This window comes from Paenibacillus sp. FSL H7-0735 (assembly GCF_038008505.1).
Taxonomy (GTDB): Bacteria; Bacillota; Bacilli; order Paenibacillales; family Paenibacillaceae; genus Paenibacillus_AQ; species Paenibacillus_AQ odorifer.
On the sequence record NZ_JBBOZH010000001.1, the window covers coordinates 1,339,416 to 1,354,099 of the forward strand.

At 46.6% G+C, this 14,684-nt stretch carries 16 protein-coding genes; 5 read left to right on the top strand and 11 right to left on the bottom strand.

Features of this window, described 5'->3' with window-relative positions; translation table 11 throughout:
* Positions 1-42: 42 nt before the first annotated feature.
* Positions 43-774: a ZIP family metal transporter gene (locus NSS82_RS06125; protein ID WP_036676473.1), complete on the top strand. Its 732-nt coding sequence runs from the start codon at positions 43-45 to the stop codon at positions 772-774.
* A 100-nt stretch (positions 775-874) separates the two neighbouring features.
* Here NSS82_RS06125 and NSS82_RS06130 read toward each other — a convergent pair whose 3' ends face one another.
* Both NSS82_RS06130 and NSS82_RS06135 read right to left on the bottom strand, forming a co-directional pair.
* On the bottom strand, positions 875-1,864 hold the full coding sequence (locus NSS82_RS06130) for an aldo/keto reductase (RefSeq protein ID WP_370510570.1): 990 nt from the start codon (positions 1,862-1,864) through the stop codon (positions 875-877).
* A gap of 94 nt (positions 1,865-1,958) precedes the next feature.
* Positions 1,959-2,807: an AraC family transcriptional regulator gene (locus NSS82_RS06135; protein ID WP_036676452.1), complete on the bottom strand. Its 849-nt coding sequence runs from the start codon at positions 2,805-2,807 to the stop codon at positions 1,959-1,961.
* A gap of 201 nt (positions 2,808-3,008) precedes the next feature.
* Between NSS82_RS06135 and NSS82_RS06140 the strand changes: the two genes are divergently transcribed.
* Complete coding sequence (locus NSS82_RS06140) at positions 3,009-3,560, top strand: general stress protein (protein ID WP_036676448.1); 552 nt, start codon at positions 3,009-3,011, stop codon at positions 3,558-3,560.
* An 89-nt stretch (positions 3,561-3,649) separates the two neighbouring features.
* On the opposite strand, the gene glpX is transcribed toward NSS82_RS06140, so the two are convergent.
* From glpX to NSS82_RS06160, 4 genes are all read right to left on the bottom strand, one after another.
* Entirely contained in the window at positions 3,650-4,645 is a 996-nt protein-coding gene (gene glpX, locus NSS82_RS06145; RefSeq protein WP_036676445.1) for a class II fructose-bisphosphatase, read from the bottom strand.
* A gap of 44 nt (positions 4,646-4,689) precedes the next feature.
* Positions 4,690-5,496, bottom strand: coding sequence for a pyruvate, water dikinase regulatory protein (locus NSS82_RS06150; protein ID WP_036676442.1), 807 nt, complete (start codon positions 5,494-5,496; stop codon positions 4,690-4,692).
* A 12-nt stretch (positions 5,497-5,508) separates the two neighbouring features.
* Positions 5,509-6,153 carry a helix-turn-helix transcriptional regulator gene (locus tag NSS82_RS06155; RefSeq protein WP_081383827.1) on the bottom strand — a complete coding sequence of 215 codons (645 nt, stop codon included), beginning with the start codon at positions 6,151-6,153 and terminating at the stop codon, positions 5,509-5,511.
* A gap of 154 nt (positions 6,154-6,307) precedes the next feature.
* Positions 6,308-7,240, bottom strand: a complete 933-nt coding sequence (locus NSS82_RS06160; protein WP_076138715.1) for a DMT family transporter — start codon at positions 7,238-7,240, stop codon at positions 6,308-6,310.
* A gap of 166 nt (positions 7,241-7,406) precedes the next feature.
* Between NSS82_RS06160 and NSS82_RS06165 the strand changes: the two genes are divergently transcribed.
* From NSS82_RS06165 to NSS82_RS06175, 3 genes are all read left to right on the top strand, one after another.
* Positions 7,407-8,816 (top strand): aminotransferase-like domain-containing protein, encoded by a 1,410-nt coding sequence (locus NSS82_RS06165; RefSeq protein ID WP_076130628.1) that lies wholly within the window; start codon positions 7,407-7,409, stop codon positions 8,814-8,816.
* Positions 8,817-9,017: 201 nt separating this feature from the next.
* Positions 9,018-9,728: a hypothetical protein gene (locus tag NSS82_RS06170; protein WP_076224408.1), complete on the top strand. Its 711-nt coding sequence runs from the start codon at positions 9,018-9,020 to the stop codon at positions 9,726-9,728.
* A gap of 124 nt (positions 9,729-9,852) precedes the next feature.
* Complete coding sequence (locus tag NSS82_RS06175; protein ID WP_341109721.1) at positions 9,853-9,999, top strand: hypothetical protein; 147 nt, start codon at positions 9,853-9,855, stop codon at positions 9,997-9,999.
* Between the two features lie 558 nt (positions 10,000-10,557).
* Here the strand turns inward: NSS82_RS06175 and NSS82_RS06180 are convergent.
* The 5 genes from NSS82_RS06180 to NSS82_RS06200 all read right to left on the bottom strand — a co-directional run bounded on the left by NSS82_RS06180 (position 10,558) and on the right by NSS82_RS06200 (position 14,674).
* On the bottom strand, positions 10,558-11,967 hold the full coding sequence (locus tag NSS82_RS06180; RefSeq protein ID WP_038568973.1) for a nucleoside recognition domain-containing protein: 1,410 nt from the start codon (positions 11,965-11,967) through the stop codon (positions 10,558-10,560).
* Positions 11,945-12,676, bottom strand: a complete 732-nt coding sequence (locus tag NSS82_RS06185) for a FeoB small GTPase domain-containing protein (RefSeq protein WP_038568974.1) — start codon at positions 12,674-12,676, stop codon at positions 11,945-11,947. The genes NSS82_RS06180 and NSS82_RS06185 overlap by 23 nt, the downstream gene beginning before the upstream one ends.
* Positions 12,673-12,927 carry a FeoA family protein gene (locus tag NSS82_RS06190; protein WP_036679839.1) on the bottom strand — a complete coding sequence of 85 codons (255 nt, stop codon included), beginning with the start codon at positions 12,925-12,927 and terminating at the stop codon, positions 12,673-12,675. The genes NSS82_RS06185 and NSS82_RS06190 overlap by 4 nt, the downstream gene beginning before the upstream one ends.
* A 226-nt stretch (positions 12,928-13,153) precedes the next feature.
* On the bottom strand, positions 13,154-13,612 hold the full coding sequence (locus tag NSS82_RS06195) for an SRPBCC domain-containing protein (protein WP_076208513.1): 459 nt from the start codon (positions 13,610-13,612) through the stop codon (positions 13,154-13,156).
* 105 nt (positions 13,613-13,717) lie between these two features.
* Complete coding sequence (locus tag NSS82_RS06200) at positions 13,718-14,674, bottom strand: helix-turn-helix transcriptional regulator (RefSeq protein ID WP_038568975.1); 957 nt, start codon at positions 14,672-14,674, stop codon at positions 13,718-13,720.
* Between the last annotated feature and the right edge of the window lie 10 nt (positions 14,675-14,684).

The window sequence follows — 14,684 nt, forward strand, 5'->3', positions numbered from 1 at the left end:
CATATGTTGGTCTATCCGACTTGTACCAAAGGAGTTGAAGGTTTGGAATCTGCGCTTATTGGCAGCTTTGTATCGGCAATGGCTACCGTTCTTGGAGCATTTCCGATCCTGTTCGTGAAGAGGTTATCCGAGAAGTGGAAAGATATCCTCGTAGCCTTCACTGCGGGGATTATGGTGTCCGCCTCCACGTTTGGACTCATGCCGCAATCGATCAAAGAATCGGGGATTATCGCTTTAACCTTGGGCTTGATTACCGGAGTGCTGCTGCTTGATTTAATTGAAAATAACATCCCACATATCGATGTGGAGAATAAGCCCGGTTATACCAATATGGATTCAAAAGCGCTGCTTGTTATGATTGCGCTGTTCATCCACAACATACCAGAAGGCCTCAGTACAGGTTTCAGTTATGCCAGCGAACAGGCCAGTTTAGGTCCTACCGTGGCGATTGCCATTGGCGCACAGAATATGCCGGAAGGTTTGATTCTTGCAGTCTTTCTAATGAATTCGCGAACAAGCAAGCTAAAAGCCTTAGGAATCGTTACGCTTACCGGTTTGATGGAGATGGTATCTGCGGTGATCGGGTATTTTACTGCCAGTTACCTGCATAATGTTGTGGGTTATGGTCTCGCTTTTGCAGCCGGAGCTATGCTCTTTATCGTCTACAAGGAGCTGATTCCGGAGAGTCATGGCCATGGTTATGAGCGTCCTTCGACGTATTCGTTTATTTTTGGATTATTGATCATGGTGTACATCACGCAGATTTTTGGGTGAGCAAATAGAACTCTAATCTATAAAAAAGAAGACCAATGAAATGCCAGAGCAGCTTTAAGCTGCCTGACCTCATTGGTCTTTGTCTTGTTATAACTAAGCATTATCCCCGCAGAATTGCCTCAATTTGCTCTAGCTCTTCAGCGCTAAGCTCTGGGGCATTTAAGGAAGCGACGGCATCTTCAATCTGGCTTACCTTACTTGCGCCGATCAATGCAGAAGTTACTTTGCCTCCACGGAGTACCCAAGATAACGCTAGCTGAGACATTTTTTGTCCACGTGCAGCAGCAATCTCGTTCAGTTTGCGAACCTTGCCGATCGCCTCTTCGGTAATGGCATTCTCAGACAGGAATACACTTGGGCCAGCGGCACGGGAATCAGGAGCGATTCCGTTTAGATAGCGATCGGTCAGTATGCCACCTTGTAGCGGGGAGAACACAATGGAGCCGATGCCTTCTTCAGACAATACATCCTGCAAGCCATCTTCAATCCAGCGGGACATCATGGAATAGTTTGGCTGATGAATCAGGCATGGCGTGCCAAGTCGACGCAGAATTTGTGCCGCTTCACGTGTTTGTTCAGGTCCGTAATTCGAAATCCCGACATAAAGCGCTTTACCTTGGCGTACCACGAGGTCCAGCGCAGCCATGGTTTCTTCCAGTGGTGTATTTGGATCTGGGCGGTGGTGATAAAAAATATCAACATAATCCAGTCCCATACGTTTTAAGCTTTGATCTAGGCTGGAGACGAGATATTTTTTGGAGCCCCATTCACCATAAGGACCAGCCCACATATAATATCCAGCTTTAGTCGAGATAACCATCTCATCACGATAAGGGGTCAGATCCTTTTTAAGAATTTGGCCAAAGCTTTCTTCGGCGGAGCCTGCGGGTGGACCGTAATTATTGGCAAGGTCAAAATGAGTGATTCCAAGATCAAAAGCTCTTCTTACCATGGCGCGGCCATTCTCAAATAAGTCGTTGCCGCCAAAGTTATGCCATAGACCAAGCGAGATCGCTGGCAGGAGTAGACCGCTCTTTCCGGTGCGATTATATTTCATATTGTCATATCTGGTAGCGCTTGCGTTATACATGATTTATTCCTCCTATAAACACTTATTACTTAGTAAGTTACGTCCTTATTGTAGCGAAAGATCGCGGACAAACGTATGTCAGCAAGGAAGGAGTTTATAGTACAATGTCATTTTCGAGATGACGGCTACGGTATTCTTTTGGCGAACAACCTTTCACCTTCTTGAACATCCGCGAAAAGAGTAAGGGGTCCTGATAGCCTACAGAACGTGAGATTTCACCAATCGTGCATAGGGTCTCTGTCAGCAGCTCGCACGCCTTAGCGATGCGGAAATTTAATAGATACTGCTGTGGTGGCATACCTATTGTCCGTTTGAACAAGGAGGATAAATATTTGCGATCCAGCTTGAGCGAAGAGGACATCATCTCAACCGAAATATTTTCACAATAATGTGTATGCAAAAAGTGCAGGCATTGCTCGACGTAAATACTTTTTTGACGTGGTAAAGGAAGTACATCTGGAACTGCTGGCACCGCTCGAAGTAACAGAGAGAAGAACTCATACATAATTGCTTTTAAAGGTAGATCCAGGCTGTCCGAAGCTTCAGCTGCTTGTGTCAGGAGCTCGTATAGTTTCGGCATAAGCTGTTCATCCATTGGAAAGATCGGGTGCTCAGGTGACAAGGCGGTTTTGGCTAAAATATAATCAACCTGCTCCCCGGTAAAAGCTACCCAAGAATAGGTCCATGGATTTGCTATGTCTGCTGTGTAGGCAGTTACGATATGCGGATAGGTGAGAAAAGCTTGTCCTGGTTTAAGATAATGGGTCTGTTCACCCACAGTAACTTCACCTGTTCCTGCATGGATAAAATGTATCTTATATACGTCACGAACCCCAGGTCCAAAAAAATGCCCGGGAAGACACTGCTCCCGCCCCCAGTAATGGAGATGCAGGTCGGGATTGCCTCGGAAGGGACGCTCAGAATTATAGTTAAATATCGCCATGGATGATTCCTTCTCTTTCTTTTATAGAGTTGATCTAGGGTAGTTGTACCCGCTTACTTTTATTATACAGCATATTTTAGAAGGAATATGAACTCGGAATTGTTGCGAATTTAAATATCGTAGTTTATCCTTGTCCAGTTTGGTTAAGTAAGCTATGAAGCTGAACGTATGAGCTAACTACATCAATAGGAGGTAATGGAGATGAATAAGAGAATAGTGGGTGTCTTTGCTGCCGAATACGAAGCTTCGCGAGCTATTGAGGAGTTGAAGCGTCAGGGCTGTAGGACAGAGGATATTTCGATTATCGCGAGAAATAAAGCGGATGAGGATACTCTTAGAGACGAGTCGGGAACCGTGGCCCCGGAAGGTATGGCTACTGGTGCAGCTACTGGTGGTCTGCTGGGTGGAGTAACGGGGCTGCTGATGGGAATTGGCGCCTTGGCTATTCCTGGTATTGGACCTATTATAGCAGCCGGACCTCTTGCGGCAACGTTGGCCGGAGCGGCGATAGGCGCAGGTAGTGGCGGTTTAGTCGGCGGACTTATTGGCCTTGGTATCCCTGAAGAGGAAGCAGAAAGCTACGATAACTACGTGGATGAAGGTCATATTCTAGTAATGGTGGATGTGGAAGGCGAGCAGAAGGAGCAAGAAGTGAAACAAATCTTCACAAAGTATAACAGCCTGAACGCAGAACGCTTTGAGAAAGTTGCAAATATAGATCCATTAGCGAGTGAGCGTATTGGAAATAAATAAGAAGCAATTAGCATTCAGTGTAAAAAAACAAAACAGGCTATCTCACTAGCAAAGGATACTGCTAGTGAGATAGCCTGTTTTTTGTGGTTTTATAGAGAGACAGCATTTTGTCTAACAGTCTGCGCAGCCGGTATTTCTTTTCCTGGCAGGAAATGAATGCTGCGGATATAGCGGATTGTCCGGCTCTGTGCCCGCATGATTACCGAATGTGTCTCCGCGCGTTCTTTGCCGATAAAACGGACACCGTTCAGGAATTCACCTGACGTTACACCCGTGGCGGCAAAGAGGACGTCGCCCGTGCCAACCATGTCTTCCATGTATAGCACTCGCGTTGGATTGGCAATTCCCATGCGTACACAGCGCTGCAGCTCTATGGGTCCATCCGGGAGCAATCTGCCCTGCATTTCACCACCAAGGCATTTCAGTGCAGCGGCAGCAAGAACACCTTCCGGTGCTCCACCGGAACCCATATATAAATCGACATCGCTGTCTGGTAGTGCAGCCGCAATAGCGCCAGCGACATCTCCGTGACCAAGCAGCTTAATTCGTACCCCGGCTTCACGCAGGCTATTAATCAGCTGCTCATGCCGTTTGCGATCCAGCACCATTACGGTTAACTCGGAGAGGGATTTGCCAGTGTAATGGCAGGCTTTTTGCAGAGTGATCTCTACAGGGTCCTCGAGTCTAAGCTTACCGGCAAGCTCGGGTCCGCAGGCTAACTTCTCCATATAAATGTCCGGGGCATGCAGCAGGCTGCCTTTATCTGCTATAGCAATAACAGATTGCGCATTATGCAGGCCGCAGGCAACAACCTCAGTTCCTTCGAGTGGATCGACGGCTACATCGACAGAGGGACCTTTTTGGTTCCCGACTTTCTCACCAATATAGAGCATTGGAGCATCATCCATCTCTCCTTCACCAATCACAACAGTTCCGTCGATGGACACAGAATCGAACATGGAACGGATCGCAGTCGTGGCTGCATCATCTGCCGCATTTTTATCGCCCCGCCCAATCCAACGAGCCGAGGATAAAGCACCTAGTTCAGTTACCCGTACAATCTCAAGGGCCAGTTCGCGCTCCATTCTAATTCCCTCCAGTGCATTCTATATATTTTGTAAACTGAAATTTAGATATAACCCATAATAATACCAGCGGTTTCTTCTATAGCCTTGTCAGTAATATCAATTACAGGACAGCCCAGCTTGTTGAACAATGAAGTGGCGTATTCCATCTCTTCGGTGATCCGCTCCAGACTTGCATATTGGGAGCCTGTCGGTAATCCGAGAACCTTAAGCCGCTCAGAGCGGACCTTCAGCATGTACTCGGGTTTCATGGTTAATCCGATAAGCCGGTTCGGCGGCAAGCTTAATAGTTCTTGTGGAGGACCAATCTCCGGGATAATCGGATAGTTAACGACTTTTTTTCCTCTATGGGCTAAAAAGATGCTAAGCGGTGTCTTTGAAGTACGGGACATGCCCAGCAGAACGATATCGGCTTTGAGCATGGCACCCAGATCACGGCCGTCATCACAGGCGACGGTGAATTCTATAGCTTCTATGCGGCGGAAATAATTCTCGTCGAGCTGGTGGAGAAGACCCGGCCGCTGCTGAGGAGCATCGTCGAAGGTATCAATGAAGGCCTGCATCATTGGGCCCATGATATCAACGATCCGCAAATCAAGACGTACCGCTTCCTCGCGGATCATTTCTCTTAATTCTGGCTGCACTAATGTATAGGCGACAAAACCTTGATGCTGAGCTGCTTCTTCCATAAGCTTGCGTAGCTCGTCTTCATGCCTAATATTGCCGTATCTTTTAATGGTGACCTGCTGATTCTGAAATTGGTGAATAACGGCCTGCACGACAGCCTCTGCCGTATCTCCTATAGAATCCGAGCATATCGTTATTAAGTTGGAAGATTGCTCGATGCTCATGGGTTCCTCCTGTTATCCTTTGGCTTCAAGTTCGAGGAGAAGTTTGATGATGGAGGTTTTTGTTAAACGTCCTACCACATCCAGTTTTGTACCGCCGTCTTCAGCAGCGCTGGGAACAACCACCGGCAAACTGTCTACCTCGTGAAAAATCATCTTATGTGCAGCTTCAAGCACCGGCTCATCCGGTGAAGTTGTGACCACTTTGGGCTGGCGCGTCATAACCATGCTTACGGGCATGGAGACTGCACCGGGGTTGCCCAAGGTTACCTTTAGGAAATCCTTACGTGAAGCAACGCCCGTGAGTTTACCCTCTTCGTCACAGATAATAAGAGTGCCTACATCTTGTAGAAAAAGCGTAACTACGGCATCTTGAATAGTTGTGGTCTCACGGATAACTATAGGTACACTTTGAATTTCTTTGACCATCGTTTCCTGCAGCAGATAACCGCTTCCCTGACGACTGGATGATTTCAATCCTGGGAAGTACCCGACCTTCGGCTTGGCGTCGATATATTTGAGCATAACCAAAACAGACAGATCCGAGCGAATTGTAGGCCGGGTAAGATTCAAACTTTCGGCAATCTGTTCGCCGGTAATCGGAGCTCTTTTGTTAACGATATCGATAATCTCTATTTGACGTGATGTCAGTTCGATCACAATTCCCTCCACTTCCGATAAAAAGGCATTCCTCTTTAGAAAAGAAGCGCCGTTAAGCGAATCCTCCTTTCATATATGAGTCATATTTAGCTGTGTTTAATTTAACTTGTTTATATAATACGCAATAGTGGTCATAAATGCAATATATAGTACGTCATATATTTGATTTTTTTAACGCAATAGTGTTGATCTTCTTTTTTTGCAGTAATTGCTTTAAAGCATCAGCATTCACTAGGATTGTTCCGGCAATGATGGTGAACACTCCGAGAATTGTAATCCAAGATACGGACTCCTTGTAAAAGAAAAAGCCTACACCCACCGCAATCGGTGGAGAAATATAAAGCCAGGTAGAAGGAAACACTGGGTTGGTCTTAGCTACGAGCCAGTAGAACAAGGTATGGCCGACCATGGAGCCGATAACTGTGAGATAGAGCAGTGAACCTGCTGTCTCGAATGAGAAGAGAAATGCAGGATGTACTTTTTCCGTGGCAAAAGAAAGAATGAATAACAGCGCACCGCCATACATCATTTGAGCCGCATTTAGCGCAATCGGTGAGACCTCGGGCATACTGTTAATTACTTTTTTGGAGTAAATCGCACCTACAGCATAGCAACACTCTCCAATTAGGACTACGGCGCAACCGATGAGCCACAGTGGTGAAATATCAACGGCGAGATTGGGGAGAACCAGCAGCAGTACGCCAGTGAAGCCGATGATGCAGCCATATAGGGAGATGGCGGGTGCTTTTTGCCGAAGAATAGAGGTTTGGAGCAGCAGGATCATGATCGGTCCAGTGGCAGAGAGTACAGCTGCAAGCCCTGAAGAAACATATTGTTCAGCCCAGTAGAGACCCGCGAAGGTGCCGAAGGTTAAAGCAGACCCGGTGAACAACATTTCTTTGCGCAACAGCAAGGAGAAGCTGGCTTTTCGTTTCCAGACCATCCATAGGAATAGAACAGCGCCCGCGACAAAAAATCTTAAGCCCGCTGAAAAAAAAGGAGGCGCACCGGCATCTACACCGATTTTGATAGCTAGAAAGGTCGTGCCGAAGATCAGACATACAAGTGCATAAGCAAATAAGATCATTTTGAAAGTCCCCTTTTGTGTGCTTTATAAAATATAAGAATTTATAAGCTGGCATTTTGTTAATCATATAGGGGAGTGGACAGAACAGATTACCTTGAGTAGAACAGATTAATTCAGAAATCGTGTACAATATGATTACTAGGTTGTTCGGAGAGGAGTTGGTCAGATGAAAAAAGTTGTAGGAGCGGAGCATAATCATCCCTTGTTTCGACAGGTCTATGAATTTCTATTAAATCGCATGGAGCGAGGGGAGTGGGTCGCACATGATAAGCTTCCTTCTATACGGCTGCTGGCGGAGGAGCTTAAGGTACATCGACTGACCGTATTCAAAGCGTACAGACGGTTGACGGAGGATGGAAAGGTTTATGTAAAAGATAAATCAGGATATTACGTGGCACCCATAATCTCGCTTCCTGCTATTGAAGTAGGAGCCGCAGTATCGGCTTATGCGCTCACTAATCCGCTGTCTGATATTCAGAGAGTGCCAGTTAAGTATCAGTTCTCGCAGGCGCTGATTGATCCGGGGCTGCTGCCGAATCTTTTTCTATCTGACTATGTCAAAAAAGTGTTCGATCTATATCCCAAGGTAATGGGAACGTATGCCTCGGTCCAGGGGGATAACGAGCTGCGTGAGACGTTAAGCCACCATTTTCGGAAGCAACATCGGCTGCAGTTAACTTCGGAAGAACTGCTTATTACCTCGGGTGCGCAGCAGGCGATCAATCTGATTGCCCGGATTGTACTTGGTCCTCTGGATACAGTGCTTGTGGAGCGGCCTACTTATAGTGTTGCTATGGATATTTTTCGCCGGGAGGGGGCACGGTTGGTTCCGGTAGAGATCACTCCGGAGGGATATGATCTGGAGGAAGTAGAAGCTTTGATGAAAAAGCATAAGCCGCGTATGTTCTACATTAATCCAACGCATCACAATCCAACTGGATACACGGTACCTGTGCAACAACGCAAGCTGTTGGTAGAACTAGCCGAACGTTATCGCTGTTTACTGGTGGAGGATGACCCGTTCCGCGATATGTATTTTGATGAGGAGCCGCCGCCGCCCTTTTTTGCTTATGATACGGAGGGGTGGGTGATCTATATCAGCAGCTTCAGTAAATATGTAGCCCCTGGCTTACGAATCTGTGCGGTGGCTTGCCGATATCCATTTATGGAGCGTCTAATCACGGCCAAATCACTCGCAGACAATGGCACTCCGCTGCTGAATCAAAAAATATTTCTACATTACTACACCTCCCCACGCTTGCAACAGCATCTCGGTAAGCTGCGCATTGCGCTTCAAGTGCATAAGGAAATCGTGGAAGAGGAGCTGGCGGGAACTGGCTGGGAATGGACGACTCCGCAAGGCGGATTAAATCTATGGGTGAAACTACCGGAGCATCTTACGATGGATCGCCTGTTTGCTTCAAGTATGGCGCAGTCGATCGCTTTTGTTCCTGGGGAGTTATTTGATCCACTGGGGGAAATGAAGTCAAGGCTTCGCCTAAGTTATTCCTTTGCAAGCGAAGGGGTGCTGCGCGAAGGAATACAGCGTTTGATTGGGATCGCGCACAGTTTGTGAGTGGGTACAGCAGGTATGGGGGATTAATGAAGAGGATATGAGGAGTTTAAGAAGATTAGGGGAATTAAAGAAGAGGATTAGAGGAATTAAAAAGAGGATTAGGGGAATTGCTCCCGGATAAACTTGTATCACTTGTTTGGGAATTCCTGTAACACTTTCCACGTTTGCTCCGTCTGTAAGGTAAAGAAGGGGGTTATCAAAGTGCGAAAGATCAATTTTCGAAAGATCAATTTCCGAAATTTCAATTTCCGAAGTCCAATGATGATATTTCTAGGTGTCCTATTAATATTTACGGCTTTGCTGACGGTGCGGCCCTCAGTCACTTACGCTTGTTCCTGTGTTATGCCTGCGGAGCCACTGGAAGCTCTTGAGAAAAGTACAGCTGTCTTTGTCGGGAAAGTAGTGGACATGAAGGAGCCGTCTCAGGGGAACATAATTTCTTCTGCTGATCCAGTAAAGGTAATCTTTGAGGTGGATTCCAGCTGGAAAGGGGTCGAGGGAAACCAAGTTACATTGACTACGGCTTTATCTTCTGCAAGCTGCGGCTTTGAGTTTGTGGAAGGGGAAAGTTACATTGTCTATGCTTATGCTAGAGACGGTGGAGACTCTGGTAATCTGGAGGCTAGTTTATGCAGTCGAACTAAGCGGCTAACCGCTGACTCAGTGGATCTAAAAGAGCTGGGGCCGGGTATTTCGGCAACGACGCCTACCGCTTCTCCGGAGGTAACCCCGAATAATTCACCGGAGTCAGGAGCTGGGAGTAATGAGCCTGATCAAACGGGTAATTCTGCTGGGGACAGTGATTCCTTTTCTCTTGTTAATGTGGGGATTAGTGGAATAATTATCGTTCTAGTAGCTATAGCTGGGGCTGTTCTATACCGTCGTAGAAATGATGGAACGCGCAAAAAATGACTCTACCTGTAGAGTCACGTCATGTAATGGTGAGATCAAAGTAGGCAGTAAGAGTATATAAGGTGTTGTGCTGAAATAAGCGGTCGCTCGGGATAACATCCGAGCGACCGCTTATTTGTTTGAGATGACCTTGAGTAACTGGTGGGCTTGTTGGTGGCTGCTGGTGCTGGTGGTTGTGCTGATGCTGGTGCTGATGCTGATGCTGGTGCTGGTGCTGGTGCTGGTGCTAGTGCTCAATTGTAGCTCGGAACCATCTAGAATCAATAATTAGGGAAATCCTCCCTGATTTTATCGTGTTTTACTCAATATTAGCGATAATTGGGGAATTTCTCCCTAAAATTCTGCGGAAATTGCCCTTTTTGCCTATAATCGGCTAATTATTAGGGAGAAATTCCGCAAAAAGTTCAATGTGTTCTTATAAAGTTCGATTATTAGGGAGAAATTCCGCAATAAGATTAACGCGCGCCTATAAAGTTCGAATTTGAGGGAGAAATTCCCTAAATATGAGTTCAAGGAGGGCAGAATTCTGTGAAGCAAGATGAACTCTAGATATTGTAGGGTGTTGCAAAGTGAAGCAAGTTGAACTTTAGATGTTGTAAGGTAAAGTAAGGTGAATTCCGTGTAGCAAGGTTAATTTGGGTGATGTGATTAAGGTGAATTTAGTGAGTTAATGATAAATTTTGCGATGTAAGTTGAAATCAGTTGAAGTTAGTTGTGAAATCAGTTGAAGTTAGTTGTGAAGTTACTTGAAGCTAGTTGAAGTCAGATAAAGTTAGTTAAAGTTAGAAGATGTCAATTGAGTTTAGATCGCAAACCTACCTCACCCTCGTCACACCCACCCAAATAACCGGGCAAGCTGAGCGACAGCAAAGGTTACTCCGATGGCGATACCCAGCGGAATGACTGCTGAGAGAACGGCCCACTTCATGCTTTTTGTTTCCTTGTAAATGTTCACGAGTGTCGTACCACAAGGATAGTGAAGCAGGGAGAACAGCATCATGTTGAGTGCGGTCAGCCAGGTCCAGCCATGTGAGAGAAAGACATCTTTGATACTGCCTAAACTGTCGATATCAACCATAGCGCCTGAGGACATATAGCCCATAAGCAAGATAGGCAATACGATTTCATTCGCAGGAAGTCCAAGAATAAAGGCCATGATGATAAAGCCGTCCATGCCGAGCATATGTGCAAACGGATCAAAGAATGCAGCCATATGATTCAGTACAGAATCGCCGCCAATAAACAGATTGCCTAGAATCCAAGTGATAATTCCGGCAGGGGCAGCAACGACGATAGCCCGAGTAAGTACGTTAAGGGACTTATCTTTGGAGGAAATAAGTATGGTCTTCCAGATTTGTGGACGGCGGTAGGGAGGAAGCTCCAATGTGTAATGTGTGGGAACCCCACGCAGCGCAGTTTTGGACATGACCAAGGAAACAGTCAAGGTAACAATGATGCCGATTAGAACCATCCCCATTAGGACGGAGGCAGTGGTGAATGTACGAAGCGCACCTGTCGTAGCGGCTCCTGCCATAAATAAGGAAGACAATAAAATCAGCGTGGGCCAGCGGCCGTTGCAAGGGACAAAATTGTTGGTCAGTATAGCCAGCATTCGTTCACGCGGCGATTCGATGATTCGTGTGGAGAGGATAGCGGCCGCGTTACAGCCGAAGCCCATGGACATGGTTAAAGCTTGCTTGCCATGACCACCTGATTTTTTGAATAGTCGGTCCATGTTAAAAGCAACGCGTGGCAGATACCCGAAATTCTCAAGCAGAGCGAATACGGGGAAAAAGATCATCATTGGTGGCAGCATGACACTGATTACCCATGAGGTGCCTCGATACAAGCCAAGCACAAGCACGCCGTGCAGCCAAGCTGGGGCATGGAGAGCCTCAAATCCCGCTGTCAGATATCCTTCGATGAAGCCAAAGAAGGTAGCGAGCCAGCTAGAAGGGTAGTTAGCCCCGGCAATCGTAATCCAGAATACGACACCGAGAATGGCGAGCATGATGGGAAAACCCCAAATTTTGGAGGTCACGATATTATCCAGCTTATAAGTGCTGTTCAGTTTCTTCTTATCCCGATAAGTAACTGCATCCCCGCAGATGCCTGCGGATACGCCATATATACCACTGACAATCTCATCCCGAATGGCTCCGCCGTCAGCGAGCTTTTTTGCGGTAGACAATAGGGAATCTAGAGCGTCAGAACCCTTAGTGATAGGCAGTGACTCCATGGCCGATGACCTCCTTTGCTTCGGGTAAATCCTTGCTTTTCATATGTTCTTTGAGTGAAGTAAGCAGGCTGTCATCACCGTCCAATAAGCGCAGTGCAATCCAGCGAGCGGGATATTTGGTGCCGATGGTTTGCTCTACCAATGGTGTAAGCTCGGCAATTCCCCGTTCGATCTCTTCGTTGTAACTAATGCGCAACGGCTGCGCTGTGAATGCGCCTGTAGCCACTCGCTCCACTTGATCCAATAAGGCATCGATCCCGATTTTATTGCGTGCCGATATCGCAACGACGGGTACGCCGAGACGTTTGGAGATACTCTTCAGGTTGATGTCGATGCCCAGCTTACGTGCTTCATCAATGAGGTTGATGCAGACAACCGCCCGTCCGGTAATCTCCAGCACTTGCAAGGCAAGATTGAGATTACGTTCCAGCGAAGTAGCGTCAAGCACTACAAGTGTCACATCTGGCTGTTCAAAAATAATATAATCTCTAGCCGCTTCTTCATCCGCGGAATTTGAGTATAGGGAGTACGTTCCTGGTAAATCTACCGCGAGGTATGAATGGTTATTGTGTTTGAATTCCCCTTCGGCAGTAATGACGGTTTTACCTGCCCAGTTTCCAGTATGCTGTCGCATGCCGGTTAGCAGGTTGAATAGTGTGCTTTTTCCAGTGTTAGGATTGCCTGCAAAAGCGACGGTGAACTGACTCATGCTTCTACACCTCCAATTAATTCTCCGAATATTAAAGAACTTTCTTCTCTACGCAATGCAATGGTCGTATTGCTTACCCGAAAAGCTATAGGATCTCCTAATGGACTACGCCGCAACACCTCTACGATATTCCCGACTACGAACCCGAGGTCCAGTAATCTTCTTCTAAGCACACCTTGGACTTCAATGTCGCTGATGCGCAGCGTGCTACCCTTTGCAGCTTCTGATAAAGGAATAGTTGTTCCAGTCATGAGATCCCTTCTTTCATTTATATTTTTACCGCCTATGGTTTTTATTTTGTGTATTAGAACATTTCTTGTAGTCTGGCACAACATTAGTATATGGTAACAACTTTGTCCCTGCAACAAGAATGTTTCCCTTAGGCAAAATAAAATTAAGCAAAAAAAGCCCCTGACGAAAGAGGGCTTGTACGCTCTTTTCCGCAGGGTTGAGCTTAATTCCAAATTAGCAGTAAAATTACGACCAGCTGCCAAAATCAAGTGTAAGTCCGGTCTCGACCAAGGTTTTAATATTACTCAGAACCTGCCACCAGGCGTTGATACTGCCAGCATATGAAGGATCATCAGGATGCCATTCATCGTGGATAAGCGTAAGCTTAGTAGTTCCACCCACCGGTTCAAGCAGCCAAGATATACGCGATTCATATCTTTCTGTACCCTTATGATAGGAGGGGCCGACCTTATGCGTGAAACGAAACGCTTTTTGTGGAGTGAACTCCAGCAGAGTCCCATATACATGTATCGTTTCATCGCCATCTGCACCGGGACCAACGTATTCCAGCAATTCGCCTTCTTTAAAGGTGGATTGGATTACACTCCCGTAGTAAATCTGTTTAGTACCTTCGGGAGAGATCAAAGTCTCCCATACCTGCTCAGGTGTTCCGCCAATATAAAATTCATAGTGAAGTTCTTTCATTCCTTATTCCTCCTTGGTTTGTACAATCATTTATTCCCTTAGACTTATTTACACTATACAAAAGGATCACTGACAACTACGGTCAGTGATCCTAAAATAATCATTTTAAGTTTTATAATAAGCTGCCAGATCGGTAGCTATAGCGGACAGCTTTTGCTTCAGAGCTAAAGGCTCTAGGATTCGTAGTGTTGATCCATAAGGCAACAAGAAGTAAGGCGCATAAGTCAGTAAGGAGGTCTCATCGACTTGAAAGCGGGCTTGTCCGTCAATGCGCTGGACCAGCGTATGTCCAAACAGCCAATGACTACATAGATCGTTAAGGATTCCTTCATCAGCGGCGATGACTACTGCTATGAGTTTCTCTGGAGTATTTGGTGTTGGCAGCAAGCTTTTTAACAAAAAATCACGTGCAGAGAAGTCAGCAGGACGGGCAAACACAGCTTCTGTACGTTTCAGTTCAGTCATTCTATCGACTCGGAAAGACCGAATTCCTTGCCTCTGATGGCAATAAGCAACGGTGTACCACTGCCCTTTCCACAGTACAAGTCCATAAGGATCAATAGCGCGGGAAGAAATTGTCTCCCCGTTTCCCTTCCGATATTCCATCTGGAGGGTATGTCCGTTCGCCGTCGCTAATTCAAGCTCTTGCAGCAGGTGGGGAAGCGGCACAGCAGGGGAGTGGATGGTTTCTATCCCGCCCTCATGACGCTCCATCTGTTCTAATTGCTGCGCATTGCTGTATCGTTTCAGTTTGGCGATTGCTTGATCTAGAGCTTCTACATAAGGATATCCAGTTCCCCGCGCAAAGGAGGCGGCTTGCAGGAGGGAACGCTGTTCGTCGGAGTCAAAGAATAACGGGGCCTCGGAAAAATGTTCCGGAAGGCTATAGCCACCACCAGGTCCACTATCCGCGATAATGGGTACGCCACTGATGCATAACGCGTCGATGTAACGATAGACAGAGCGGACACTGATCTCTAGCGCTTCTGCTAGTTCCCCGGCGGTTCTTCCCCGTTGCTTGAGCATCCAGAGAATGGATAACATGTGATCAGCCTTGGACATAAATCAAGAA

Bases quoted from the DNA above. Each gene is read 5' to 3' on its own strand.
- NSS82_RS06160 (WP_076138715.1), bottom strand. From the start codon at position 7,240: ATGATCTTATTTGCTTATGCACTTGTATGTCTGATCTTCGGCACGACC.
- glpX (WP_036676445.1), bottom strand. From the start codon at position 4,645: ATGGAGCGCGAACTGGCCCTTGAGATTGTACGGGTAACTGAACTAGGT.
- NSS82_RS06185 (WP_038568974.1), bottom strand. From the start codon at position 12,676: ATGAGTCAGTTCACCGTCGCTTTTGCAGGCAATCCTAACACTGGAAAA.
- NSS82_RS06180 (WP_038568973.1), bottom strand. From the start codon at position 11,967: ATGGAGTCACTGCCTATCACTAAGGGTTCTGACGCTCTAGATTCCCTA.
- NSS82_RS06200 (WP_038568975.1), bottom strand. From the start codon at position 14,674: ATGTCCAAGGCTGATCACATGTTATCCATTCTCTGGATGCTCAAGCAA.
- NSS82_RS06175 (WP_341109721.1), top strand. From the start codon at position 9,853: ATGACCTTGAGTAACTGGTGGGCTTGTTGGTGGCTGCTGGTGCTGGTG.
- NSS82_RS06140 (WP_036676448.1), top strand. From the start codon at position 3,009: ATGAATAAGAGAATAGTGGGTGTCTTTGCTGCCGAATACGAAGCTTCG.
- NSS82_RS06190 (WP_036679839.1), bottom strand. From the start codon at position 12,927: ATGACTGGAACAACTATTCCTTTATCAGAAGCTGCAAAGGGTAGCACG.
- NSS82_RS06135 (WP_036676452.1), bottom strand. From the start codon at position 2,807: ATGGCGATATTTAACTATAATTCTGAGCGTCCCTTCCGAGGCAATCCC.
- NSS82_RS06165 (WP_076130628.1), top strand. From the start codon at position 7,407: ATGAAAAAAGTTGTAGGAGCGGAGCATAATCATCCCTTGTTTCGACAG.
- NSS82_RS06150 (WP_036676442.1), bottom strand. From the start codon at position 5,496: ATGAGCATCGAGCAATCTTCCAACTTAATAACGATATGCTCGGATTCT.
- NSS82_RS06195 (WP_076208513.1), bottom strand. From the start codon at position 13,612: ATGAAAGAACTTCACTATGAATTTTATATTGGCGGAACACCTGAGCAG.
- NSS82_RS06130 (WP_370510570.1), bottom strand. From the start codon at position 1,864: ATGTATAACGCAAGCGCTACCAGATATGACAATATGAAATATAATCGC.